Here is a 24,354-nt window from a genome sequence, read left to right as displayed (position 1 = left end):
GCCCTTGAAATCAAGACCTGCTATACCGGCATGATGTTGCTGATATCGCCTGCCGCATGGAGACCTTACGACGCCATAGGGGCGCCAAAACTGAGCCATCTCTTGCTCGACATCGCAGCCCATGCCAAGCCCAAGGCACTGCGCAAGGCGCCGCAGGGCCCCAAGCGGCCAAAGAAGAAAGTCCACGTTTCAGCCGAAGAGAAGCGCCGCCATGTATCGACAGCGCGCGTGCTAAAGGATGGCTTCGTTAGATAACACCTTTAAAGAACTGGCATTCATGCCCACGCGGTACGGTGCTTGAACGCCGCTTGCCGCCGGTCTCGCCCGCGCCGATGGCAAGCCCATGTGGCGCCGTCGATCAAACGGTGAAACCGCGTGGGCATGAATGCCCACCCTACGAAAGGCCGACCAAACCGCACAGGCAAAAAAAAGCGGCCCTCGCGGGGCCGCCGTGTCCTGCAATGCCTGGCTTAGACGTAAGCCGCCAGCGCACCCTTCATCTTCTTCAAGGCCGCCGATTCGATCTGGCGGATGCGCTCGGCCGACACGCCGAACTCTTCGGCCAGCGTGTGCAGGGTCGCGCCCGAGCCGTCGTCGTTGGCCAGCCAGCGCGCTTCGACGATGCGGCGCGAACGCGGGTCAAGCTTGCCCAGGGCCGATTCCAGGCCTTCGGACTGCAGGCGCGTGACCTGTTCGGCTTCCAGCACCTTGGTCGGTTCCTGCTGGTCGGACGACAGGTAGGCGATCGGCGAGAACTTGTCGTCTTCGTCGTCGGTCGGCGCTTCCAGGGCGATGTCGCGGCCCGAGAGGCGGGTTTCCATCTCGATCACTTCTTCGCGCTTGACGTCGAGCATCTTCGCCAGCTCGTCGACCTGGGTCGGGGTCATCGCGTCCAGGCCCACCTTGTTGCTGCGCAGGTTGAAGAACAGCTTGCGCTGGGCCTTAGTCGTGGCGACCTTCACCAGGCGCCAGTTCTTGAGGATGTATTCATGCATCTCGGCCTTGATCCAGTGCATGGCGTACGACACCAGGCGCACGCCCTGGTTCGGGTCGAAACGCTTGACTGCCTTCATCAGGCCGATGTTGCCTTCCTGGATCAGGTCGGCGTGCGGCAGGCCGTAGCCGAGGTAGCCGCGCGCGATCGACACGACCAGGCGCAGGTGCGAGAGCACCAGCTTTTGCGCGGCGTCGAGATCGTTCGCTTCCCGCAGCCGTTTCGCCAGCGAGACTTCTTCCTCGTGGGTCAGCATCGGCAGGCGGTTGACTGCGGAAATGTACGCGTCGATGTTACCGAGATTGCCGGTGAAGCCGAGTCCCAGGGCACGATTGCTGGTTGGAACCAATGCGGATTGTGCGGACATCATTTTTTCCTCGTAGAGTAATCTTCGCTGCATCGTCCACACTCGCCGGGACACCCCGGGGCGGACTGCACGACATCGTGCGTGATGCTGTACAAGCCTTGTATACCTTCACTTGAGGACATATATTAGCACTCTCTAAGGGTGAGTGCTAGCGACCCTCCCATAGGAGAGGATGGGTTTAAGTCTGGCTAAAGTATTGCTTTTCAGTATTTAAAAAAAGATCAGATTTACTGTAGAGCAGGAGCTTGCAAAACTATTGATAGGCCTCAAATGTGTGTGACTTGTATCGGCGTTGAGACCGCAGGTTAAAGGGACAGCAGCTCCGTTTTCTGTTAGGTGGCGCACCCTGCGCGACCTTCGGTGCTATCGTGCGACGAATTCCGGCGCGGTCGCGGCGTGGACGCCTACAAGAAGTGTTGCCGTCCCACAAATCCAATCCACAATAAAAAACGGGTGAGCAGGAAACCCCGCATCACCCGTTCTCGCCGGAGCGCGCCCCTTCAGCTCAGCCGCGCCAAATGCCTCTGCACCGACAGCATCGCCCCGATCAATCCCAGTCCCGCGCTGATCGCCAGTAGGCCCGCCAGTTCCAGAGGCCCCAGCGCCGCGAGCTGGAATTCGGACGCATACAGGCGCGCAAACTCCGCAATCGCCGCATTCAGCGGGTTCAGGGCCAGCGCCACCGCGCCCAGGGCCACCGCGCCGGCGCACAGGCCGAGCAGGGCGCCCGTGTAGTAAAACGGGCGGTGGATGAAGTTGTCGGTGGCGCCCAGCAGTTTCGACACCGCGATTTCCTCGCGCTGGGTCAGCACCTGCAGGCGGATCGTGTTGAACACGACGGCGATCACCACCACGCCCAGGGTCACGGCCAGCAGCAGCAGCGCCAGGCGCAGGATGCCGAGCAGGGCGGCGAGGCGCTTGACCCAGCTCGAATCGACCTGCACGGTATCGACCTGGGGCAGGGCGCCCATCTGTTCGACGAGGCCGTCGATGCGGGCGGCGTCGGCGCTGTTGTTGAAGCCTTCCAGCTTCATCACATAGCTGTCTGGCAGCGGGTTCTCGCCCAGGGTGTCGAGCGCATCCGACAGGCCGCTGCGTTCCTTGAGGTCGCCCAGCGCCTGCTCGCGCGGTACGAACACGATGCGCGCCTGGGTGCCCTGCAGGATCTGGCGCAGCTGCGGCTCGAGCGCCTGCGCATCCTCGCGCGAGGCCTCGGGCTTGACGAACAGGCTCACCTCCGGATCGACCGACAGCTGCTCCGACATCGGGCGCACGTTGTCGAGCAAGGTGATGCCGGCGAACGGCAGGGCCAGCGCGACGGCGACCACCAGCACGTTGAACAGGAAGCTGCCCGGCGCCTTGCGCAGGTGGGCAAGCGCCGCGCCGAGGGCGAAGCGGTGATGGCGGACCCAGGGGCTCATGCCGCACCTCCTTCGGCCACAGGAAGCCCGGCCGACACCAGTTGCCCGTGTTCGAGCCGGATGACGCGCGCCGCCTTGTCGAGCACCTGCTCGTCGTGGGTCGAGATGACGCAGGTGACGCCCACCGAGTTAAAGGCGCGCAGGGCGTCGAGCACCTTGTCGGCTGCCACGCGGTCGAGGTTGGCGGTCGGCTCGTCGGCCAGGATGATCTGCGGCCGGTTGACGATGGCGCGGGCGATCGCCACGCGCTGCTGCTCGCCGCCCGACAGTTCGAGCGGATGCGCTTTTGCGCGGTCGAGCAGGCCGACCTTGTCGAGCGCGGCACGGGCACGGCCCTCGGCCTGGCCCGTCGGTGCACCGGAGACAAGCAGCGGCAGCATCACGTTGGCGAGGATGTCGCGGTCGTTCAGCAGGCGCTGGTGCTGGAAGATCAGCCCGAGCTTGCGGCGCAGGAAAGGGATGCTCGGCTTGTTCAGCTTGCCGATGTCCTGGCCGAACACGACCACGCGCCCGCTGCTCGGGCGTTCGATGGCGGCGACCATTTTCATCAGCGTCGACTTGCCGGCGCCGGAGGGACCGGCCAGGTAGACCAGCTCGCCCTTGTCGATGTTCAGGGAGACGTCGCGCAGGGCGGTGGCGTCGAGCGAATACTGCTTGGAGACGGAGTGGAATTCGATCATCGGCGGAGTTTACTCTCTTATCCCAGCAGCGCTTCGACGAATTCTTCCGCATTGAACGGCTGCAGGTCGTCCAGCTTTTCGCCCACGCCGATGAAGTACACCGGCACCGGGCGGGTGCGCGCGATCGCGGCCAGCACGCCGCCCTTGGCGGTGCCGTCGAGCTTGGTGATCACGAGGCCCGTCAGCTGCAGCGCATCGTCGAAGGCTTTCACCTGGGCGAGCGCGTTCTGGCCGGTATTGCCGTCGATGACGAGCAGGGTTTCGTGCGGGGCGCCATCCATGCCCTTGCCGATCACGCGCTTGATCTTCTTGAGCTCTTCCATCAGGTGCAGCTGGGTCGGCAGGCGGCCGGCGGTATCGACCATGACCACGTCGACGCCGCGCGCCTTGCCTGACTGGACCGCGTCGAAGGCGACCGCGGCCGGGTCGCCCGACTGCTGGGAAATCACGGTGACGTTGTTGCGCTGGCCCCAGACCATCAGCTGCTCGCGCGCGGCGGCGCGGAAGGTGTCGCCGGCGGCGAGCAGCACCGACTGCTCGGAGCGCTGCATGTGCTTGGCCAGCTTGCCGATGGTGGTGGTCTTGCCGGCGCCGTTGACGCCGGAAATCATCATCACCAGCGGCTCGTAGCGGCCCAGTTCGAGCGGCTTCTGCAGCGGCGCGAGCATCTCGATCATTAGCTCCTTGAGCGCGGCCTTGACGGCGGCGGCGTCGAGCAGCTTGTCTTCCTTGACCTTGCGGCGCAGGCTGTCGAGCAGGTGCTGGGTCGCGTCCATGCCGGCGTCCGACATCAGCAGGGCGGATTCGAGTTCCTCGTACAGGTCTTCGTCGATGCGCGCGCCGACGAACAGCAGCGACAGGTTGCTCGAGGTCTTGGACAGGCCGGCCTTCAGGCGCGTCATCCAGGACTTCTTCTTCTCTGCCTCGGTGGTCGGGCGTTCGGCCGTTTCCTCGATGAAGAGGTCGGCCTCGACCGCAGCGATGGCGGCCGGCGCCGGGGCGGGAACGGCAGGGGCAGGAGCAGGGGCGGGCGGCGTGGCGACGGCAGGCTCGGGCGCGGTATCGGCCGGCGCGACGTCAGCCACGGTCGGCATTTCGGAAGCTTTTTTTCTCTTAAAGAAACTAAACATGGATGTGTGGTAGGGGGTACGGCATGCACATGCCGGCGTAAAGACCGGCACGACGAAAAGGGTCGCGCGTATTCTACCAGAGGGCCGTACTGACGAATCGGCAAGACCGGACGGAACCGGTATGCGCAAACGCGACAGTTCCGCCGCCCGGCTCGCCGGCATTCCAAGGGCCGCGGCGCTCGTCGCGTGCGCACTGGCCCGGCAGGCGCAAGGACGCTAGAGTAGGCCCGTGCTTAGCCATGCCAGGACAGGAATCCCCATGAAACTTCCACGCTTCTTCCGGCGCTTGATCATCGACTTTAGACCCGGCGACCAGCCCGATCGCTCGGGACGCCGTCACCGTGTCTCGCTGCGCAACGCCGTCGTCTGGATTTTCATCACCCTCGTCGCGCTCTTCCTGACCGAGCAGCACAGCCTGTTCGACGGGCCGGTGCCGCTGCCGCCGGAACTGGGCCTGGAGCCGCCGCCGGCGCAGTGATCCCTCACGAAGGACGGATCCGGCTCCACCAGAAGCTGCGCTTGTCCAGCCCCGGGTCCGCCGGCGCCGGTTCCGGCAGGGGCTGCACGGGTTCCAGGCGCCAGGCGCCGTAGGGATTGTTGAACAGGGAATCCGTGCCGTAATCGATGGGCTGCGCCTTGCGCACGCGGTACACCGGCGCCCCCGCGCTGACCGAAAAGGTATGCCCGTCCTCGAACACCGGCGCCCGTTCCAGCAGGTAGCGCGTGAAGGTGCGCAGCATGTCCGCCGCCGCGGCCTTGTCGACGGCGGTGGTCATCGCATCGGGCAGGCCGAAGTTGTGCATGCCGCAGGAGTACACGTCGGCGCCGGTCACGTACACGACCAGGGCGCGGTGGGCGGTGAGCTGGTCGAGCCCGAAGCACATCTCGAGCCAGTAGGCCGGGCCGTGGGCGATGCCGGTGCTCTCCACCTTCACGCCCAGTCCGCCCGCTTCGACCAGCGCGCCGGCGGCGCGCATCATCGCCTCGGCCGCGTCGCGCGAACCGCCCTTGCCGACCAGGTAGACGACGCAGTCATGGTCGGCCACGGCCGCCATCGCACCGGACGCGGCCCAATGGGGCCCGGCCTTGGCGAAGGCGGTGGGCAGTGCCGGGTCCGGTCCTTCGAACAGCAGGTCGCAGGCAAAGCCGTCGCTGGTGTCGCTCAGCACGCCGCCGAGGAGCAGGTAGCCGGTCTCGCTGTTGGCGATGCTGTCGGCCAGTTCGGCGCGGTCGCGCCAGGGACCGGGGATGCACAGGACCAGGTCTGGGGTGTCTTTCACGGCGAATACGTCTCCTCGTTCATGCTTCGGGACCCTGTCGGGTACGGTGTGCTGTTCTATCTCCTGCCTGCTGAGCAGCATAGCTGGTTCCACGGGGTTCTGGCGTACCGGTGGCAGGGAAGCCGGCAGGCCGTGGCGCAAGCGCCGGATTCAGGCCCGCGCGCTACGTTCGCCTGTTTCCTGGGCGGCTCGGCCGCCCTTGGCCGGATGGAGCGTCGGTGAATATCGAGCAAGATTGGCAACCCGCATGTTTCGCCGACGGCAACGAGTCTATCGATAATTTTTGCCTGAAAATGCGCACTTCCTCACACCTCCACATGATTCATGTAATGAGCTTGACGCGTATTCCATGACGGTAACAAAGAAACGATAATGGGGGAGCCACCTATTTCCGTGAATACCGCATGTCTGTCGATTCCCACCAGTCCGTCTACCGTGAAAAACTATTGGAGCACTTGCTCATTGGCGAACTATTGAAATACTCGTGGCTGCATCACGGTGCCTCGCTCGAGGTATCGCAACCGGCCATCGACCGTTCGGGCCACGATATTGTGCTGGAAGCGAACGGCATTACTCGCCATGTCCAGCTGAAGACTTCGTCCGCGATCGCCAAGACAATGCGGCAGAACGTGCACCTCGGCCTGGCCCAAAAACCGTCCGGCTGCGTGCTGTGGATGCGCTTCGATCCGAAGTCGATGGCAATCGGGCCTTTCCTGTTTTTTGGTTCCGCGCCCGGCGCGGCCCTGCCGCCCTTGGACGGCTTCAAGGTGGCGACGCACACAAAAGGCGATGCGCAGGGTGTCAAGAAACAGCGGCTCGGGCTGCGCGTCGTTCCGATGTCGAAGTTCGCCGTGGTCCACACCATTCCAGACCTGTATTCCGCCCTGTTCGGCCCGCCCAAAAACGACGAGGCCCCTGGCATGCAGGGGCCTCTCGCATGAAACCGCGCGGTGTCAGCCGGCCTTCGCCGCCTCGGCCTGCGCCCGCATCGTCTCCAGCGTCATGTTCGGCGTGATCAGGTTGCCGTCATAACGCAGCTCGATCAGGGCCGGCAGGTTCTTGCCGTTGGCATGCGCCAGCGCCCGTTCCAGGGCCGGCGCGAAGTCGGCCGTCTTCTCGACGATCTCGCCATGCCCGCCATAGGCGCGCGCCAGGGCCGCGAAGTCGGGGTTGTGCAGGGTCGTGCCGGAGACGCGGCCCGGATAGGTCTTCTCCTGGTGCATGCGGATGGTGCCGAACATGCTGTTGTTGAAGACGATGATGAGGACGCCGGCGCCGTACTGCACGGCGGTCGCCAGCTCCTGCCCGGTCATCATGAATTCGCCGTCGCCGGCGAAGGTGACCACGGTGCGGCCTGGATCGACGATTTTTGCGGCCACGCCGGACGGCACCGCATAGCCCATGGCGCCGTTGGTCGGCGCGAGCTGGGTGCGCATGCCGCCGTAGCGCCAGAAGCGGTGCGCCCAGGAGGCGTAGTTGCCGGCGCCGTTGGTGATGATGGTGTCGCGCGGCAGGGCGGCCTGCAGGTCCTGCACCACCTGCCACAGGTCCAATGGTGCCTGGCCGTCCTTGAAGATGGGCGGCTGCTCCTGCCAGGCGGCCAGTTCGGCTTTCGCGTCAAGCAGGCTGTCGTGCCAGGCGCTGGAGTCGACCGGCGCCATCGCGGCCAGCATCGCGGTCACCTGCGGCGCGCCGCCGGCGATCATCAGGTCGGCCTGGTAGACGCTGCCCAGTTCCTCGGGATCGGCGTGGATGTGGATCAGGCGCTGGCTCGGCACCGGGGAGGCGAGCAGGGTGTAGCCGCCGGTCGTCATCTCTCCCAGGCGCGGGCCGATGGCGATGATCAGGTCGGCGTTCTTCACGCGCGCGGCCAGCTTCGGATTGATGCCGATGCCGACGTCGCCGATGTAGTTCGGGTGGCCGTTGTCGAGCAGGTCCTGGAAGCGGAAGGTGCAGGCCACCGGCAGCGCGTTCGCTTCGGCGAAGCTCTGCAGGTCGGCGCAGGCCTGCGCGTTCCAGGAGCCGCCGCCGAGCAGGACGACCGGGCGGCGGGACTCGGCCAGCAGCGCGCGCAGCGTGTCGATCTGGCTTGCTGCCGGCGCGGCCTGCACCGGCGTGTAGCGGCGCGTGTCGGCGACCTGCGCGGTGTCGATCAGCATGTCCTCGGGCAGGGCCAGCACGACCGGGCCCGGACGGCCGCTGGTCGCGATCTGGAACGCGCGCGCCATGTATTCGGGGATGCGGTCGGCGCGGTCGATCTGCGCCACCCACTTGGCCATCTCGCCGTACATGCGGCGGTAGTCGATTTCCTGGAAGGCTTCGCGGTCGATGAAGTCGTTGCCGACCTGGCCGATGAACAGGATCATCGGAGTGGAATCCTGGTAGGCGGTGTGCACGCCGATCGAGGCGTTGGTGGCGCCGGGGCCGCGGGTGACGAAGCAGATGCCCGGCTTGCCGGTGAGCTTGCCGTAGGCCTCGGCCATGAATGCCGCGCCGCCTTCCTGGCGGTTGATGACGAAGCGGATGCTGGAATCGTGCAGAGCATCGAGCACGTCGAGATAGCTTTCGCCGGGCACGCCGAAGGCGGTGTCGACGCCGTGGACGTGCAGTGCATCGACCAGGATCTGGCCGCCGGTACGGGAAGGGTGCGTCATGTTTCGGTCATCCTCATTGATTGCAGCCGGGCCGCGCCAGGCATCAGGGCATTCTATGTGAGCCGTCCTGCTGAGGCTTTTGAAATGGCGACACGAAATTTCAGAAACGACAAGCAGGGGCGCAGCGCTTGCGCGGTCTCAAAAACTTGTCGACGTGCAATCACTTCAAGGCTAGACTTGCCAAATCAACCACACGATGGAGCGAGCGATGCCGGTTTCACGACGCGAGTTGCTAATGGGAGCATTGACGAGCATGTGCGCCTTGCCGGCGCTGTCCCAGAGTGCCGAGGAAACCCATCCGCTGGATGCGGTGGCCGCCTACATGGTTCCGCTCGACGATTTCCCGGAGGAGATGGCGGCGACGCTGGCGAAGATCCTGCAGGCCGACCTGAAGCTGCGCGTCAAGGGCAGCCTGCGCCTGCCGCCGCTCGACATCCCGCTTCTGCCCGGCACCAACCAGGCGATCGCCGAATCGCTGCTGGAACTCGCCGCCCCGGCCTCGGCGGCCTGGGCCGAGCCGGGCAGCCACCGGGTGTTCCTGACGATGCGCGACATGAACGCGCGCTCCGGCAACTTCCGCTACCAGTTCTCGATGCACGCGCCCGAGCTGCGCTGCTCGGTGGTGTCGCTGGCCAGGTTGCTGGAATACGACAGCGGCGCGCCCCACATGAGCCAGCGCAGCGCGCTGCGCCTGCACAAGCTGGTCAAGCGCGCCATCGGGGAACTCCAGCTCGGCTGGCAGCGTTCGACCGACCCGGACGACCTGATGTATGCGCCGCTGATGGGACTTCAGGACATCGACCGCATCGGCCTCCAGCACCGTCCGAAGCAGCGCCCCGCAACATCGGCCTGAAGCCGCGGCCCGGCATCGGTTACAATGTCGCCCGTGAAGCAGGCCAGACAGCCGCTGGCTGGCATCGTCAAGATGCCGGCGGGAGGAAGGTCCGGACTCCACAGAGCGGGGTGACGGTTAACGGCCGTCCGCTGAAAGCCTCCTGGCGCAAGCCAGGGGTATAAGGCGAGGAATAGGGCCACAGAGACGAGCGTATTTAGTTACGGTGAAACGCGGTAACCTCCACTCGGAGCAATTCCAAATAGGCACGCGTTGATGTTGCTCGCGGAGCGTGCGGGTAGGAAGCTTGAGCGCCGGAGTAATTCGGCGCCTAGAGGAATGGCTGTCATAGGGGCGTCCCGCAAGGGAGACCACTACACAGAATCCGGCCTATCGGCCTGCTTTACACTATATTCATCCTGCCGCCATCAGGCGCCAGGTGGCGCTGCGGTGTTCTCGTTGAGCCGCAGCTTGCACAGCGCCGACGAACAGAGCAGGCGCAGCGCGTGCGGCGTGAACGGAAGCGCCTGCATCAGCCAGGCGCCGTCCTCGACCTTGAATTCGACGCTGTCGGCGCCCGAGCGCACGGCGACGCGAATCTTGCTCCCCATCTTGAACTGCCCCGCGATGGGTTCGTGGGTCAACATCGTCGTGCGGCCGTCCGTGGTCTTGTGGAAGGTCTTGTAGGCATATACCCCATCGGCTTCGGCATTGTATGCGGCGATGCGCACGCAGGCTTGATGGTCCGATGACTTGTCTACCACGCAAACACTGCTTCCCGGCACCCATTTCGGATGGGGATTCGCCCGTTCCAGCGTCAATTCCATCTTTATCTCGACCGGCGAGTCGAAGGAGTCGACCACGAGCGACTGGAACTGCCCACCCTTGACGTTCAGCCACATCAGCGACTGGCTTTGCGCCAGCTGTTCATGCGAGGGCACGGTCTGGGCGCAGGCCAGCCCCGCTACAAGGGCACTGCATGCGCCCAACAAGATCGATCGCATCGGCGTTCCTGATGGTGGTTCAAAGCAGCAATTCTAGCCTCGTATTGCAAAGTTGGAAACAGCGTGGGCTTGGCCAGATGACTAGGCTACAATCTCCGGCGTAGACCGCACGCTGGCCGCTCCGGAGACATCGATGCCTCAATACATCCTCGCACTCGACCAGGGAACGACCAGTTCCCGCGCCATCCTGTTCGACCGCCAGGGCCAGGTCTTCGCCTGCGCACAGCAGGAATATCCCCAGCACTTCCCGCAGCCCGGATGGGTCGAGCACGACGCCCTCGACATCTGGAACAGCCAGCTTGCCTGCGCGCGCCGGGTGCTGAGCGAGTCCGGGGTGACGGCGGGGCAGGTGGCCGCCGTCGGCATCGCCAACCAGCGCGAAACCACCGTCGTCTGGGACCGGGCGACGGGCGAGCCGGTCGCGCGCGCCATCGTCTGGCAGGACCGCCGCACCGCCGGCGCCTGCGACCGCCTGCGCGAAGCGGGGCATGCGCGCGCCATCGGGCGCAGCACCGGTCTCGAACTCGACGCCTATTTTTCCGCCACCAAGCTGCAATGGCTGCTCGAGAACGTGCCCGGCGTGCGCGAACGGGCGGAGCGCGGCGAACTGTGCTTCGGCACCATCGACAGCTGGCTCGCCTATCAACTGTGCGGGCGCCACGTCACCGACGTCAGCAACGCCTCGCGCACCATGCTCTACAACATCCACTCGATGCGCTGGGACCCGGCCCTGCTCGACCTGTTCGGCGTGCCCGAAGCGATGCTGCCGGAAGTCGTGCGCAGCTCGCAGCAGGTCGGCCTCGTGCGCGAGGAATGGTTCGGCGGGCCGATTCCCCTGTCCGGCATCGCCGGCGACCAGCAGGCCGCCACCTTCGGCCAGGCCTGCTACGACAAGGGCATGGTCAAGAATACCTATGGCACCGGCTGCTTCATGCTGATGCACGCCGGCTACGTGCCGCCGGTCTCGCGCAACCGGCTGCTGGCCACCGTCGGCTGGAAGGTCGACGGCCGCACCGACTATATGCTGGAAGGGAGCGTGTTCATGGGCGGCGCCACCGTGCAGTGGCTGCGCGACGGGCTCGGCATCATCAGGGAATCCAGCGAGGTCGAGGCGCTGGCCACCTCGGTGCCGGACAGCGGCGGGGTGATGCTGGTGCCGGCCTTTGTCGGCCTCGGCGCGCCGCACTGGGACCCGTATGCGCGCGGCACCATCGTTGGCATGACCCGCGGGACCACTGCCGCCCACATCGCGCGCGCGGCGGTCGAGGCGATCGCCTACCAGAGCGCCGAGCTGCTGGCGGCGATGCAGAAGGACGCCGCCTGCCCGGTGCGCGAGGTGCGCGCCGATGGCGGCGCTGCGCGCAACGACCTGCTGATGCAGTTCCAGGCCGACCTGCTCGGGGTGCCGGTGGTGCGCCCGCTCGTCACCGAAACGACGGCGCTCGGCGCGGCCTATCTCGCCGGGCTGGCGCAGGGCTTCTGGGCCTCGCGCGAAGAGATCGGCACCCTGTGGCGCGCCCAGCACCGTTTCGAGCCGGCGATGCATGCCGCGCGGCGCGACGAGCTGCGCGGGCGCTGGGCGCGGGCGGTCGAGCATGCCAAGGGCTGGGTGGAACATTGAGCATGGCGTTCACGATCCCGGCCGTCGCCGGCACGGTGTACTGGAGCGTGGCCGCCATCGCGCTGCTGGCCTGCGCCGCGCCCCTGCTCGTGCTGCGCCGCGACGGACCGGCGCGCACCCTGAAGAATGTCGGGCTGACCGCGATCCTGATCGTGCCGGTCATGGCGGCGCTCGGGTACACCATTTCCGACAACGACCTGCGGGTCGAAGGGGGCAGGATCGTCCTGCGCGCGGCGCACTTCTACGAACAGGACCGGCCGCTGGCCGACTTCGACCTGGGCCGGGCGCAGGCCGGCGCCTACAACGCGATCCCCCAGGCCCGGCTCGGCTTGCGCCGCAACGGCATCGGGCTGCCGGGCTATGCGGCGGGCCGCTTTTCCGGCCCGGATAAATCGGTGGTGTTCGCGCTGCTGACCGACCGCAGCCGGGTGGTGTACCTGCCGGCGCGCAACGGCGCCGACCTGGTGTTCAGCGTCGAGGAGCCGGAGCGCTTCCTGGCGGCCCTGCGCGCGGCTGCCGGTTGAGAGCGCCAAACAAAACCTCCATAGCTGCGTTGCAGCTCCTTGCCGTACAGTCGTACTGTCTCCGTCGCCGCGTCGGGTGGTCGCATCCCTTGCTCTGAAGATTTTGTTAGGCGCTCTGAACCATGCAGACGATATTGCGCCGGGAATTACCCTGATCAAATGAGAATTTTCATTAAATCTCTTTGTTCATATTCTCACCAATTATTGCTAATTCCAAAAAACAACTGATTAACTCAGTTTTATTTCAATTTATCAATTTCTCATGATATGTTCTGCCCCGCTTATACAACGCATGTCCGATGACTGCGTCGTATGCGACGACATAACATTGACTGAGAGAGAAAAATGAAAAAGGGATTGGTGTGGGCGGCAACCGGTGTGTTGTTGGTGGGGTGTGGAGGCGGTGGCGGTGACGGACCCGCGCCTGCCCCTCCGATCGCAAACCAGCCGCCGGTAACACCGCCCACGCCGCCGGTCGCGCCCCCGCCGCCACCACCGCCGGCGGTCAGCCTGCTGTCGGGAACGGTCACCCGCCACATCGCGGTCGATACCGGCATCTCAATGGACGTGGTCATCAAGCCGGACTTCACCCCGGCCGGTACCTTGTACGCCAGCGCCGCCACCGCGAACGGCACCCAGCTCGTCCCTGCGGATGCAGTCGCGGTCACGCCGAACGGCGACGGCAGCTACACGCTGGCGATGAGCACCGTGCCGAACGCGGTTGCAGGCAACTACGCCGGCGAGTGGACGGTCAAGCTGTGCAGCGACCAGGCCTGCGCCACCCCGCAGGTGGTGCCTTCGATCAAGGTGCCGTACGCGATCACGGTTGCGGCCTCGGGCAACGCCTGGCCGGGCGACAAGATCACGCCGTTGGCGCCGTGGCCCGACATGCCCGACTGGGGCACCTTCCAGGGCAATGCCTCGCACACCGGCCATGTGCCCGTCACGCTCAACCCGGACAAGTTCTCGCTGCGCTGGAAGAGCGGCCCCGTCTATTCGACGGCCTTCCACAACACGCCATTGCCGACGACGCTGGCTGCGGCCAATGGCCTGTTCTATGTGGCCAAGGACAAGAAACTCGAGGCCCGCAGGGAACTCGACGGCAGCGTCGTCTGGAGCTATGACGTCAGCACCCTGGCGTATCCATCGCTTAATCCGGCAGCGGTGGCAAACGGCGTCGTCTACATGGCGGCCGGCCAGCAGCAGTCGACCTTCCTGTTCGCCCTCGATGCCGCCACCGGCACCGTCATCTTCAAGTCGCCGATGAGCTCGCAGTGGGAGGAATACCTGGCGCCGGTCGTGTACGACAACGCGATCTACACGAATTCCGGCTCCTATGGCGGCCTGTATGCCTTCAAGTCGACGGGCGAACTCATGTTTACCGGCGCTGTCTCCCAGTATGACAAGTGGTCGCCCGCGGTCGACGCCAACTCGGTCTATGTGTTTGTCAACAGCACGCTCACCGTCTTCGACCGCAAGACCGGTACCCAGCGCAGTCGGATCCAGGACACGACGCAGAGCAATTTCGCCGGCTACGACACGAACGGTTCGCCGGTGCTCACGTCGCCGGGGACGGTGATTGCCGCCGATTACGGCAGCGCGGCCTGGGTGTATTCCCATTCCACCAACGTCAATGCGCTGCTCAAGTTTAATGTGGACAAGGGATATATCGACTGGCGGGTACCCGGCGCCTATTCGGTGACGCCTGCCTACGCCAACGGCGTCATTTACGCGCCGAACAAGCTGCCTTACCGCCTCGAGGCGCGCGCCGAAAGCGATGCCACGCTGCGCTGGTCGTGGACGCCGCCGATCGCCGGCGAAACCACCTGGAACGCCGAGCCGGTCGTGACCAACAACCTGGTATTCGTCAGCACCGAGAAAAACACGTATGCCATTGACCTGCGCACCGGCAAGGCGGTGTGGAGCTACCCGCTCTCCGGCCGCCTGGTCATCACGCGCAGCGGCATCCTCTACATCCACGCGGCGGAAGCGCTGGTGGCGATCAACGTGAAATAAGCCGGACGTCCATCGTGGCCGGGAGGGGCAGCGCAAGCTGCCCCTTTCTTTTATCTCTCGACGATCTCCAGGTCGAACTCGTCGACCCCCGCCACTTCGCCATGCACCCGGTCGCCCGGCAGCAGGGCGCCGACCCCGCCCGGCGTGCCGGTGAAGATCAAATCCCCCGGCGCCAGCGTCACCAGGCGCGACAGGTGGCTGATGATGTCGGCGATCGGCCAGATCATCTCGTTCAACGCGCCATCCTGGCGGGTCTCGCCATTGACCGTCATGCGGATGCAGGCGTCTTCGGAAGGGTGGCCGAAGCTGCTCACCGGGCGCAGCGGGGTGCAGGGCGCGGAGGCGTCGAAGCCCTTGGCCATGTCCCAGGGCCGCCCGGTCTCCTTGGCAGCCGCCTGCAGGTCGCGCCGGGTCAGGTCGATGCCCACGCCATAGCCCCAGACTTTCGCGAGCGCCTCGTCGGCCGGGATGTCGGCGCCGCCCGAACGCAGGGCCACCACCAGCTCGATCTCATGGTGCAGGTCTTGCGTCGCCGGTGGGTAGGGAAGCGCGCCCTCGGCCGGCACCACGGCGTCGGCCGGCTTGGTGAAGAAGAAGGGCGGCTCGCGGTTCGGATCGCTGCCCATTTCGCGCGCGTGGGTCGCGTAGTTGCGGCCGACGCAGAAGACGCGGCGGATCGGGAAGCGCAGGTTGCTGCCGTAGACGGCGAGCGAGGGCGTATCGGGAGGCGTGAAGGCGAAGTCGGTCATGGGGCTCTCGTGTTGACAAAGTACCCCATTCTAGCGCCGGGCGGCATCCGGCGTAGCGCTTCAAGACCCTTCCTAAAAGCCGATCCGTCCCCGTCCCGCCGGCTGCTTGAAGCGCAGGTCGTCGAGCACCACGTGCGCGCGGCCGTCGGCCACCGCATAACCCAGGCTGTCGAGCAGGGTTTTGCGCAGATCGCGCGGCGACACGCCCGCCAGCCGGTCGAGCACCGCATCGGCCAGGCGGGCGTCGAAGCCGGCCAGGTTCAGTTCCTCCAGCAGCGCGGCATACATGCGCTGGGCAATGCCGGCCGCCTGTTCGGGCGTGGGCGCCGGCACCTCGTAGACTGCCATCCGGTTGAGCAGGGGCGCCGGGATGCCGTCGACCGAGTTGGCGGTCAGCACCCAGAAGATCTGGCTGGCGTCGATCTCGACGTCGATGAATTCGTCGCGGAAGGCTCGCGAGGTTTCCGGTTCGAGCAGCTGGTAGAGCGCGGCCAGCGGATCGGACTGCGAGGAGCCGGTCGCCTTTTCCACTTCGTCGAGCACCACCACCGGGTTGGCGTACTGCCCGCGCACGAGGCGCTCGGCGACCTTGCCGCATTTCGCGCCGCGCCAGCTGGCCGAGCTGCCGGTGATGACGAAGCCGGCCGACAGCGCGTTCATGCTGATGAGCTCACACTCGGTGCCCATCGCCCGCGCCAGGCGCTTGGCGAAATGGGTCTTGCCGACTCCGGGCCCGCCGAGCAGCAGGATCGGCATCACGTTGAAACCCTTGTTGCCGGCGTGGGCCAGGCGCAGGTAGCGCGCCAGGTCGTCGAGCACGTCGTCGAAATTCGGGCATTCCTCGAACAAGGGGTCGAGCGCGTCGAGGGAGGAGGGCGTGGTGACGAAACGTTCCGGCCCGGCGCCCAGCATGCGTTCATAAAACGCCTCGAGTTCGGGCGAACGGCCCCGGCTGCGCTCGAGCGCCTCCTGCACGTCGAGCAGGTCGTAGACGGGGCGGGTGCGGGCGATGGTGATGCTCACGGTAGCTCTCCTTGCGGGGAAACGCTTGCAGGGAAATCCTAACCCGGCGCGCATGAATTCGCAATGAAGAGCGCTTGACAAACGCTCAATGGCTGAGTTGTCCGGCCTCTCCTTGCAGGCGCTCCTTCGCCAGGTGCAAAACTTGCTCTAAAGATAACTTTTAGGCGCGCTCATGCTGTGTAGTGTCGAGCCGACGATGTGGTGGCCGAACGCCGCTGTAATGACAAATATTTTTCCAAAAAGCAAACCTTAGCTTGCACTACCCAGATGAGGTAGCACTTTCAGTGTTTAAGCTAAGTGCTTAATTTTCCGAGATATTTTATCGCGATGCTGCTTGAAAGAATCTTGCTAAGTCCTTCATTTCATTAGCAAAATTCGGGTTTTTCCTACCGGAATTCGCTTGACCAGTAACAACGCTTCCTCTAAAGTGGGAAACAGTGTGAAAAAGTGCAGTTTTGTGGGAGAAGTTCAGGTCTCCCGGCGCGCAAAATAACTAAACTGATAACTCTCCAAAGCTAGGTACCTACGTGTTTCAAGGCGCGTCAGCGATCAATCTCGATGCGAAAGGCCGGATGTCAATACCGGCAAAGCATCGTGACGCCCTCGCGCTTCAATGCGAAGGCCGCCTCACGCTGACCCGCCACCCGCACGGCTGCCTCCTGTTCTTCCCGCGCCCGGTATGGGAAACCCACCGCGACCAGATCGCCGCCTGGCCGATGTCGGCACGCGCGTGGCAGCGCATTTTCCTTGGTAACGCCTGCGATGTCGAGATGGACAGCGCCGGCCGCGTCCTGATCTCGCCCGAATTGCGTTCCGCCGTCGGCCTGGAAAAAGAAGTGATGATGCTCGGCATGGGCACCCACTTCGAAATCTGGGACGCCGCCAAGCTGGCCGCCGACGAAGCCACGGCCGTGGCCGGCGGCATGCCCGATGTACTCTCCAATTTCTCTTTCTGAGGCACCGATGACGATTGCCAACACGGTGCCCGAGCTGCTGCATCGCACGGTGCTGCTTGACGAAGCGGTCGATGCGCTCGACCTGGCCGGCCCACGCGCCGACGGCATCTATATAGACGGCACCTTCGGCCGCGGCGGCCATAGCCGCCTGATCCTGTCGCGCCTGGGAGCAAAGGGCCGCCTGATCGCCTTCGACAAGGACCTGCAGGCCATCGCCACGGCCCGGCAGATCGCCGACCCACGTTTTTCGATTGTCCACGATAGTTTCGCCAGCATGGGTTCCGCCCTGGCCGGCGAGGGCATTGCGCATGTCGACGGCATCCTGCTCGACCTGGGCATTTCGTCGCCGCAGGTGGACGATGCCGCGCGCGGCTTCAGCTTCCGCAACGACGGCCCGCTCGACATGCGGATGGACACGACCCGAGGAATCTCGGCCGCCGAATGGATTGCCACGGCGACCGAACAACAACTGGAAAAGGTAATACGCGATTATGGGGAAGAACGGTTTGCTTTTCAGATTGCAAAGGCGATTGTTGCTCGCCGGGCAGTCGAGCCAATTTCAAGCACACGACAGCTTGCCGCAATCGTGGCAGACGCGGTCAAGACTCGGGAAAAGGGCAAGGATCCGGCCACCCGCACCTTTCAGGCTGTCCGGATTTTCATCAATAAAGAGCTTGAGGACCTCGAGGCTGGGCTGAATGCCGCCTACGCGATGCTCCGTCCCGGCGCGCGCATGTCGATTATCAGTTTCCACTCGCTCGAAGACCGCATGGTCAAGCAATTCCTGGCCAGTAAGGCCAAGGTGCCGCAGCCGGACCGCCGCCTGCCGATCCGCGCCGTCGACCTGCCGCAGCCGCAGATGAAGCTGATCGCCAAGATCAAGCCGTCCGACGCAGAAGTAACAAGCAACCCGCGCGCCCGCTCGGCGGTACTGCGCGTGGCCGAGCGCTTAGAGGACGCCATTCGATGAGCAGTAACAAGCTTGCCATCCTGCTCTCGGCCGGCCTGATCGCCTGCGGCCTGACCCTGGTGAACGCGCGCTACCAGGTGCGCCACTTGACCACCGAGCTCGAACGCCTGCAGGGGCAGTCGCGCCAGCTCGACATCGACTGGGCCCAGCTCCAGCTCGACCAGTCCACCCTCGGCAAGAACGAGCGCATCGAGCAGATCGCGCGCACCGAATTGAACATGACGCCATTGACGCCCGCCCGCACCCAGTACCTGACCGAGGGCGCGCCATGAAGCGCGACAAACCCTTCAGCGGCGGCCGCGTCGCCGCCTCGAAAGGCATGGCTTTCTCGAAGAGCCCGGTGCTGGCCGTGCGCCTGCCCGACTGGCGTTCGCGCGTGATGCTGTTCCTGCTCTTCGCCGGTTTCGCCACGCTGGCCGGCGCCGCCGTGTACCGCCAGGTCATCAATGACGAGTTCCTGCAAAAGAAGGGCAAGAGCCGCTACGAGCGCACGCTGGAAATGCCGGCCACGCGCGGCAAGATCATGGACCGCAACGGCCAGGTGCTCGCCTCCTCGCTGCCGGTGAAGGCCGTCTGGGCGCTGCCGGAAGACGTGCTGGCCTCGCCGCCGGAAAAGATCACGGAACTGGCGCGCCTGTTGGAGATGCCGGAACAGGAACTGCGCAAGAAGCTCGACTCGGACCGCACCTTCGTCTACCTGAAACGCCAGGTGGAGATGGACGTCATCGCGAAGATCGAGAAGCTCAAGATCAACGGGATCGACACGCGCAAGGAATACAAGCGCTTCTACCCGCAGGGCGAAGTCATGACCCACATGGTCGGCTTCACCAACGTCGAGGACGTGGGCCAGGAAGGCATGGAGCTGGCCCAGCAAAAGAGCCTGGTCGGAACGCCCGGCAGCCGCCGCGTCATCAAGGACCGCCTGGGCCGCGTGGTCGAGGACCTCGGCATCCTGCGCGAGCCGCACAACGGCAAGGACCTGACCCTCTCCGTCGACAGCAAGCTGCAGTACATCGCCTTCACCAGCGTGAAGAACGCGGTCGAGAAATTCAACGCCGACGCCGGCGGCGCCGTCGTGCTCGACGTGCATACCGGCGAGGTGCTGGCCATGGCCAACTACCCGACATACAACCCGAACGACCGCAGGAAGCTGACCGGCGCCCAGTTGCGCAATCGCGTGATCACCGATACCTTCGAGCCCGGCTCGACGATCAAGCCGCTGACGGTGGCGCTCGGCCTGGAAACCGGAAAGATCACCCCGAACACCGTCTTCGACACCGGCTCCGGCCGCATCGTCGTCGGCGGCCGCCCGATCCGCGACCTTCACCCGAAACCAATGCTGACCACCAGCGGCGTCATCCAGAAGTCGTCGAACATCGGCGTGGTCAAGATCGCGCAAATGATCCCGCCGCAGCAAATGTGGGAGCTGTACACCAAGGTCGGCTACGGGCAGGCGCCGCGCTTCGGCTTCCCCGGCCCGACCGCCGGGCGCGTGCGTCCGTGGAAATCGTGGAAGCCGATCGAATACGCGAACATGGCTTTCGGCCACGGCCTGTCGGTGTCGCTGCTGCAGATGGCCCGTTCCTACATGATCTTCGCGCGTAACGGCGACATCATTCCGCTGTCGTTCGTGAAGGTGACCGAAGAGCCTGTCGGCCAGCAGGTGATCTCGCCGAAGACCGCCGCCCAGGTGCGCACGATGCTCGAGTCGGTGGTTGGTCCGGAAGGAACGGCATCCAGGGCCCAGGTGGCGGGCTACCGCGTGGGCGGCAAGACCGGCACTGCCGAGAAGCTCGTCAACGGCCGTTACTCGCGCACCGACAACATCGGCTACTTCGTCGGCATCGCGCCGATGTCCAAGCCGCGCTTCGTCATTGCCGTCATGGTCGACAACCCAAGGGGTGCGCTGAGACAAGGCGGAAATGTTGCGGCGCCAACCGCCGCGGACCTGGCTGCCAACGCGCTGCGCGCCGCGAACATCCCGCCGGATTCGTCGGTCACCGACATCATCATTCCGGAAGAACCACTCGAGGAGGGCATGTGATGGCGCATAGCCTGCACGATATCGCTCGCTGGGTCGTTGCCGCCGCACCAGGCGGCAAACTTGTTTCCGACTCGCGCCAGGTAACGCCTGGCGACGTCTTTTTCGCCTATCCGGGCGACGCCCAGGACGGCCGCCGCTACATCGGCGCCGCCGTGGCCGCGGGCGCCGCCGCCGTGGTCTATGACGACACCGGTTTCGCCTGGGACGACAGCATCGCCGTGCCGCACCTGGCCGTGCCCGCCCTGAAGCCGCAAGCGGGCATCATCGCCCACGCCTGCCTGGGCCAGCCCGACGCCGACATGTTCACCATCGGCGTCACCGGCACCAACGGCAAGACCTCCTGCGCCTTCTGGCTCGGCCAGGCCTTCGCCAAGCTGGGCGAGACCGCTGCCGTCATCGGCACCCTCGGCGTCGGCATGTTCAAGGGCAAAGTCGACGCCGAGTTCATCGAGACCGGCTACACCACGCCCGACGCCGTGCTGCTGGCCAGCCGCCTGTCGGCCGTGCGCGAAGCGGGCGCCCGTACGCTCGCCATCGAAGTCTCGTCGATCGGGCTGGAGCAGGGCAGGACCGCCGGCATGCATTTCGACGTCGCGATCTTTACGAACCTCACGCGCGACCACCTCGACTACCACGGCGACATGGCCAGCTACGAAGCGGCCAAGGCCAAGCTGTTCGCCTGGCCCGAGCTGCAGCACGCGGTCGTCAACCTCGACGATCCGGCCGGGCAGCGCCTGGTCGCGCAACTGCGGGTCAACCGGCCGGCGCTGGCGATCACGGGCTACACCCTGCACGACACGTCGGCCCAGCCGGAGATCGACGGCGTCACCATCCTGCGCGCGACCCATAAACGCAGCCGTCCGGCGGGCACCGAGTTCCAGCTCGAATCGAGCGTCGGCAACGCAATGGTGAAAACCCAGCTGGTCGGCCACTTCAACATCAGCAACTCGCTGGCCGTGCTGGGCGCGCTGCTGGCCAAGGACGTGCCCCTCAAGAACGCGGTCGAGGCGATCGAAGCGCTGGTGCCGGCCCCGGGCCGCATGCAGCAGCTCGGCGGCCAGGACGCGCCGCTGGTCGTCATCGACTACGCCCACACGCCGGACGCGCTGGAAAAGACCCTGGGCGCGCTGCGCCAGGTGGCCGACGAGCGCCATGGCCAGCTGTGGTGCGTGTTCGGCTGCGGCGGCGACCGCGATCCGGGCAAGCGGCCGCAGATGGGCGCGATCGCCCAGATGGCCGACCAGGTGATCGTCACCAGCGACAACCCGCGCAGCGAAGAGCCGGGCGCGATCATCGAGCAGGTCGTGGCCGGCATGGATGCGGCGCATCCGCGCTCGCGCCTGCAGGCCATCGAAGACCGCGCCACCGCGATCCTCGCCGCCGTCAAGAACGCCGGCAAGCCCGACGTGATCCTGCTGGCCGGGAAGGGCCACGAGCCCTACCAGGAAATCAAGGGCCGCAAGATGCCGTTTTCCGACGCCGACCACGCCGCGCTGGCCCTGAGCGCGCGGCTTACCATGATGAGGACCCATTGATGCGCGGTTCGCTCGCACAATTGACAGCGTCTGTCGAAGGCAGCAGCGTGACCGCTGACGCCGTGTTCGACAGTGTCTCGACCGACAGCCGTACGGCCAACGCCGGCGCGCTGTTCGTCGCATTGCGCGGCGAAACCTTCGACGCCCACAACTTCCTGGAACAGGTGGCAAACAATGGCGCCGCCGCCGTCGTCGCCGAGCGCCTGCCGGAAGGCTGGACGCTGCCGGCGCTGGTGGTGCCGGACACCCTGGTCGCCCTGGGCCGCATCGCGAACGGGTGGCGCCGCCAGTTCGACATCCCCGTGATCGGCGTCACCGGCAGCAACGGCAAGACCACCGTCAAGGAAATGATCGCCGCGATCCTGGCCGCCGCCTTCAGCGCGGACACCCGCCTGGCCACGCAGGGCAACCTGAACAACGAGATCGGCGTGCCGCTGACCCTGATGCGCCTGGAAGCGGCGCACCGCGCGGCCGTCGTCGAACTGGGGATGAACCATCCGGGCGAGATCGCGCGCCTGGCCGCCATCGCCCAGCCGACCGTCGCCCTGGTCAACAACGCCCAGCGCGAGCACCAGGAATTCATGCACACCGTGGAAGCGGTGGCGCAGGAAAACGGTTCCGTATTCGCTGCGCTGCCGGGCGACGGCGTGGCCGTCTATCCCGGCGACGACACCTATACGGCGCTGTGGCAGGGCCTGGCTTCGCGCTGCCGCAGCCTGACCTTCGGCCTGGATGGCGCATGCGACGTGCGCTGTACTTATACCAGCGACGGATTCGGTAACAATTTGAAAGTGACGGCCCCCGGCGGCACGTTCGCGGTGAAACTGGCCGCAGCCGGCGAGCACAATGTGCGCAACGCGCTGGCGGCCATCGCCTGCGCGCTGGCGGCCGGCCTGGACCAGGACACGATCGTGCGCGGGCTGGAAAGCTTCGCACCGGTCGGCGGGCGCCTGCAGCGCAAGCAGGCGGCCAACGGCGCGGTCGTCATCGACGACACCTACAACGCCAACCCGGATTCGATGCGCGCCGCGATCGACGTGCTGGCCGCCTATCCGGCGCCGCGCTTCCTCGTCATCGGCGACATGGGCGAAGTCGGCACGCAGGGCCGCGAGTTCACTGAAGAAATCGGCGCCTATGCGCAGGCGCGCGGCATCGAGACGGTGCTGGCGACGGGCGAGCTGTCGCGCCACCTGGCGCAGCACGGCGCACAACATTTTGAGCAGTTTGACGCATTATTGGCAGCACTGGACGAGCAACTGGGCGGCAATTCTGATGCAACTGTGTTGGTGAAAGGCTCGCGCTTCATGAAGATGGAGCGCGTGGTCAATCACCTGATTGGTTCCACAAACACTGGCAAGGACGCCCACTAAATGCTTCTCTGGCTTGCACAATTCCTGCAGGACTATATCGGTCCGATGCGCCTCTTTAACTTCATTACCTTCCGCGCGGTGGGCGCCACGATCACCGCGATCGCGCTCGGCCTGTTCACGGGTCCGGCCGTGATCCGCAAGCTGACCGAGATGAAGGTCGGCCAGGCCGTGCGCACCCAGGGTCCGCAGACCCACCTGAAAAAACACGGCACCCCGACCATGGGCGGCGTGCTGATCCTGATCGCGATCGCGCTCTCCACCCTGCTGTGGTGCGACCTGTCGAACCGCCTGATCTGGCCGGTGCTGGTCGTGACCCTCGGCTTCGGCGCGGTCGGCTGGGTCGACGATTACCGCAAGGTGGTCTACCAGGATCCGGAAGGCATGCGCTCGCGCGAAAAATACTTCTGGATGTCGCTGATCGGCATCGCCGCCTCGCTCTACCTGGCGTTCTCGGTGTCGGCCCCGACCCCGTGGGAAGTGGGCCAGCTGTTCTGGGCCTGGGTGCAGTCCGGCTTCTCGCTCGACCTGCCCCCAAAAGCCGACCTGATCGTCCCCTTCTTCAAGACCATCAGCTATCCGCTGGGCGTGTGGGGCTTCATCGCGCTGACCTATTGCGTCATCGTGGGTTCGTCGAACGCGGTCAACTTCACCGATGGCCTCGACGGCCTGGCGATCATGCCGACCGTGATGGTGGGCGGCGCCCTGGGCCTGTTCGCCTATCTGACCGGTAACGCCACGTTCGCAAAATACCTGTTCATCCCGCACATTGCCGGCGCCGGCGAACTGCTGATCTTCTGCGGCGCGATGGCCGGCGCAGGCCTGGCCTTCCTCTGGTTTAACGCCCACCCGGCCCAGATGTTCATGGGCGACGTCGGTGCGCTGGCCCTGGGCGGCGCCCTCGGCACCATCGCCGTCATCGTGCGCCAGGAAATCGTCCTGTTCATCATGGGCGGCGTGTTCGTCGCCGAGACCCTGTCCGTGATCATCCAGGTGTCATGGTTCAAGTACACGAAGAAGCGTTACGGCACCGGCCGCCGCGTCTTCCTGATGGCGCCGCTGCACCACCATTTTGAACAGAAGGGCTGGAAGGAGACCAAGGTCGTGGTCCGCTTCTGGATCGTGACGATGGTCCTGGTCCTCGTCGGTCTCTCCACCCTGAAACTGCGTTAAAAGAAGAACTGCGG

General features: G+C 65.3%; 23 protein-coding genes and 1 other RNA gene. 15 read left to right on the top strand and 9 right to left on the bottom strand.

Annotated elements, in window-relative coordinates; translation table 11 throughout:
* A partial coding sequence (locus tag ACWCIA_RS08915; protein ID WP_454162470.1) for a hypothetical protein occupies positions 1-255 on the top strand: 255 nt, incomplete at its 5' end.
* A gap of 215 nt (positions 256-470) precedes the next feature.
* Here ACWCIA_RS08915 and rpoH read toward each other — a convergent pair.
* The 4 genes from rpoH to ftsY form a co-directional block, all read right to left on the bottom strand.
* Positions 471-1,364 carry an RNA polymerase sigma factor RpoH gene (gene rpoH, locus ACWCIA_RS08910; protein ID WP_454162468.1) on the bottom strand — a complete coding sequence of 298 codons (894 nt, stop codon included), beginning with the start codon at positions 1,362-1,364 and terminating at the stop codon, positions 471-473.
* A gap of 497 nt (positions 1,365-1,861) precedes the next feature.
* The gene (gene ftsX, locus ACWCIA_RS08905) at positions 1,862-2,782 is read right to left on the bottom strand and encodes a permease-like cell division protein FtsX (protein ID WP_454162466.1); all 921 of its coding nucleotides are present in this window, start codon (positions 2,780-2,782) and stop codon (positions 1,862-1,864) included.
* The gene (locus tag ACWCIA_RS08900) at positions 2,779-3,462 is read right to left on the bottom strand and encodes a cell division ATP-binding protein FtsE (RefSeq protein WP_454162464.1); all 684 of its coding nucleotides are present in this window, start codon (positions 3,460-3,462) and stop codon (positions 2,779-2,781) included. The genes ftsX and ACWCIA_RS08900 overlap by 4 nt, the downstream gene beginning before the upstream one ends.
* A 17-nt stretch (positions 3,463-3,479) precedes the next feature.
* Complete coding sequence (gene ftsY / locus ACWCIA_RS08895) at positions 3,480-4,592, bottom strand: signal recognition particle-docking protein FtsY (protein WP_454162462.1); 1,113 nt, start codon at positions 4,590-4,592, stop codon at positions 3,480-3,482.
* Between the two features lie 259 nt (positions 4,593-4,851).
* Between ftsY and ACWCIA_RS08890 the strand changes: the two genes are divergently transcribed.
* Entirely contained in the window at positions 4,852-5,070 is a 219-nt protein-coding gene (locus ACWCIA_RS08890) for a hypothetical protein (protein ID WP_454162460.1), read from the top strand.
* Positions 5,071-5,074: 4 nt separating this feature from the next.
* Here ACWCIA_RS08890 and ACWCIA_RS08885 read toward each other — a convergent pair whose 3' ends face one another.
* Complete coding sequence (locus ACWCIA_RS08885) at positions 5,075-5,872, bottom strand: DUF4261 domain-containing protein (RefSeq protein WP_454162458.1); 798 nt, start codon at positions 5,870-5,872, stop codon at positions 5,075-5,077.
* Between the two features lie 404 nt (positions 5,873-6,276).
* Here ACWCIA_RS08885 and ACWCIA_RS08880 point away from each other — a divergent pair, with 404 nt between their 5' ends.
* Positions 6,277-6,813 (top strand): hypothetical protein, encoded by a 537-nt coding sequence (locus tag ACWCIA_RS08880; protein WP_454162456.1) that lies wholly within the window; start codon positions 6,277-6,279, stop codon positions 6,811-6,813.
* A gap of 12 nt (positions 6,814-6,825) precedes the next feature.
* Here the strand turns inward: ACWCIA_RS08880 and ACWCIA_RS08875 are convergent, their stop codons facing one another.
* Complete coding sequence (locus tag ACWCIA_RS08875) at positions 6,826-8,526, bottom strand: thiamine pyrophosphate-binding protein (RefSeq protein ID WP_454162454.1); 1,701 nt, start codon at positions 8,524-8,526, stop codon at positions 6,826-6,828.
* Between the two features lie 235 nt (positions 8,527-8,761).
* Here ACWCIA_RS08875 and ACWCIA_RS08870 point away from each other — a divergent pair, with 235 nt between their 5' ends.
* Together ACWCIA_RS08870 and rnpB are read left to right on the top strand one after the other, a co-directional pair.
* On the top strand, positions 8,762-9,379 hold the full coding sequence (locus tag ACWCIA_RS08870) for a hypothetical protein (RefSeq protein ID WP_454162452.1): 618 nt from the start codon (positions 8,762-8,764) through the stop codon (positions 9,377-9,379).
* A gap of 35 nt (positions 9,380-9,414) precedes the next feature.
* Positions 9,415-9,767: RNase P RNA component class A (rnpB, locus tag ACWCIA_RS08865), an RNA gene on the top strand.
* Between the two features lie 19 nt (positions 9,768-9,786).
* Here the strand turns inward: rnpB and ACWCIA_RS08860 are convergent.
* Entirely contained in the window at positions 9,787-10,362 is a 576-nt protein-coding gene (locus ACWCIA_RS08860) for a hypothetical protein (RefSeq protein WP_454162450.1), read from the bottom strand.
* Positions 10,363-10,495: 133 nt separating this feature from the next.
* On the opposite strand from ACWCIA_RS08860, the gene glpK reads away from it, so the two are divergent.
* From glpK to ACWCIA_RS08845, 3 genes are all read left to right on the top strand, one after another.
* The gene (glpK, locus tag ACWCIA_RS08855; RefSeq protein ID WP_454162449.1) at positions 10,496-11,983 is read left to right on the top strand and encodes a glycerol kinase GlpK; all 1,488 of its coding nucleotides are present in this window, start codon (positions 10,496-10,498) and stop codon (positions 11,981-11,983) included.
* Between the two features lie 2 nt (positions 11,984-11,985).
* Positions 11,986-12,507, top strand: coding sequence for a PH domain-containing protein (locus ACWCIA_RS08850; protein ID WP_454162447.1), 522 nt, complete (start codon positions 11,986-11,988; stop codon positions 12,505-12,507).
* Between the two features lie 345 nt (positions 12,508-12,852).
* Positions 12,853-14,523 carry an outer membrane protein assembly factor BamB family protein gene (locus tag ACWCIA_RS08845; RefSeq protein WP_454162445.1) on the top strand — a complete coding sequence of 557 codons (1,671 nt, stop codon included), beginning with the start codon at positions 12,853-12,855 and terminating at the stop codon, positions 14,521-14,523.
* 50 nt (positions 14,524-14,573) lie between these two features.
* Here the strand turns inward: ACWCIA_RS08845 and ACWCIA_RS08840 are convergent, their stop codons facing one another.
* The gene (locus ACWCIA_RS08840) at positions 14,574-15,272 is read right to left on the bottom strand and encodes a fumarylacetoacetate hydrolase family protein (protein WP_454162443.1); all 699 of its coding nucleotides are present in this window, start codon (positions 15,270-15,272) and stop codon (positions 14,574-14,576) included.
* Between the two features lie 72 nt (positions 15,273-15,344).
* A complete protein-coding gene (locus ACWCIA_RS08835; protein WP_454162441.1) occupies positions 15,345-16,295 on the bottom strand; it encodes an AAA family ATPase in 951 nt (316 codons plus the stop codon).
* Between the two features lie 527 nt (positions 16,296-16,822).
* On the opposite strand from ACWCIA_RS08835, the gene mraZ reads away from it, so the two are divergent.
* Genes mraZ through mraY form a run of 7 tightly spaced genes read left to right on the top strand, consistent with a single transcriptional unit; the run spans position 16,823 to position 24,340 of the window.
* Positions 16,823-17,251, top strand: coding sequence for a division/cell wall cluster transcriptional repressor MraZ (gene mraZ, locus ACWCIA_RS08830; protein ID WP_454162439.1), 429 nt, complete (start codon positions 16,823-16,825; stop codon positions 17,249-17,251).
* Positions 17,238-18,221, top strand: coding sequence for a 16S rRNA (cytosine(1402)-N(4))-methyltransferase RsmH (gene rsmH, locus ACWCIA_RS08825; RefSeq protein ID WP_454162483.1), 984 nt, complete (start codon positions 17,238-17,240; stop codon positions 18,219-18,221). Before mraZ ends, rsmH begins: the two co-directional genes overlap by 14 nt.
* Positions 18,218-18,493: a cell division protein FtsL gene (gene ftsL / locus ACWCIA_RS08820; protein WP_454162437.1), complete on the top strand. Its 276-nt coding sequence runs from the start codon at positions 18,218-18,220 to the stop codon at positions 18,491-18,493. The genes rsmH and ftsL overlap by 4 nt, the downstream gene beginning before the upstream one ends.
* Positions 18,490-20,265: a peptidoglycan D,D-transpeptidase FtsI family protein gene (locus ACWCIA_RS08815; RefSeq protein WP_454162435.1), complete on the top strand. Its 1,776-nt coding sequence runs from the start codon at positions 18,490-18,492 to the stop codon at positions 20,263-20,265. The genes ftsL and ACWCIA_RS08815 overlap by 4 nt, the downstream gene beginning before the upstream one ends.
* Positions 20,265-21,800, top strand: a complete 1,536-nt coding sequence (locus tag ACWCIA_RS08810) for a UDP-N-acetylmuramoyl-L-alanyl-D-glutamate--2,6-diaminopimelate ligase (RefSeq protein WP_454162433.1) — start codon at positions 20,265-20,267, stop codon at positions 21,798-21,800. Before ACWCIA_RS08815 ends, ACWCIA_RS08810 begins: the two co-directional genes overlap by 1 nt.
* Positions 21,800-23,170, top strand: coding sequence for a UDP-N-acetylmuramoyl-tripeptide--D-alanyl-D-alanine ligase (locus ACWCIA_RS08805; RefSeq protein ID WP_454162431.1), 1,371 nt, complete (start codon positions 21,800-21,802; stop codon positions 23,168-23,170). The genes ACWCIA_RS08810 and ACWCIA_RS08805 overlap by 1 nt, the downstream gene beginning before the upstream one ends.
* On the top strand, positions 23,171-24,340 hold the full coding sequence (gene mraY / locus ACWCIA_RS08800; protein WP_454162429.1) for a phospho-N-acetylmuramoyl-pentapeptide-transferase: 1,170 nt from the start codon (positions 23,171-23,173) through the stop codon (positions 24,338-24,340).
* Positions 24,341-24,354: the final 14 nt, after the last annotated feature.

It is taken from the genome of Massilia sp. SYSU DXS3249 (genome assembly GCF_053668055.1).
Note: the sequence above shows the minus strand (reverse complement) of the source record. Positions and strands in the feature narration are given on the sequence as shown.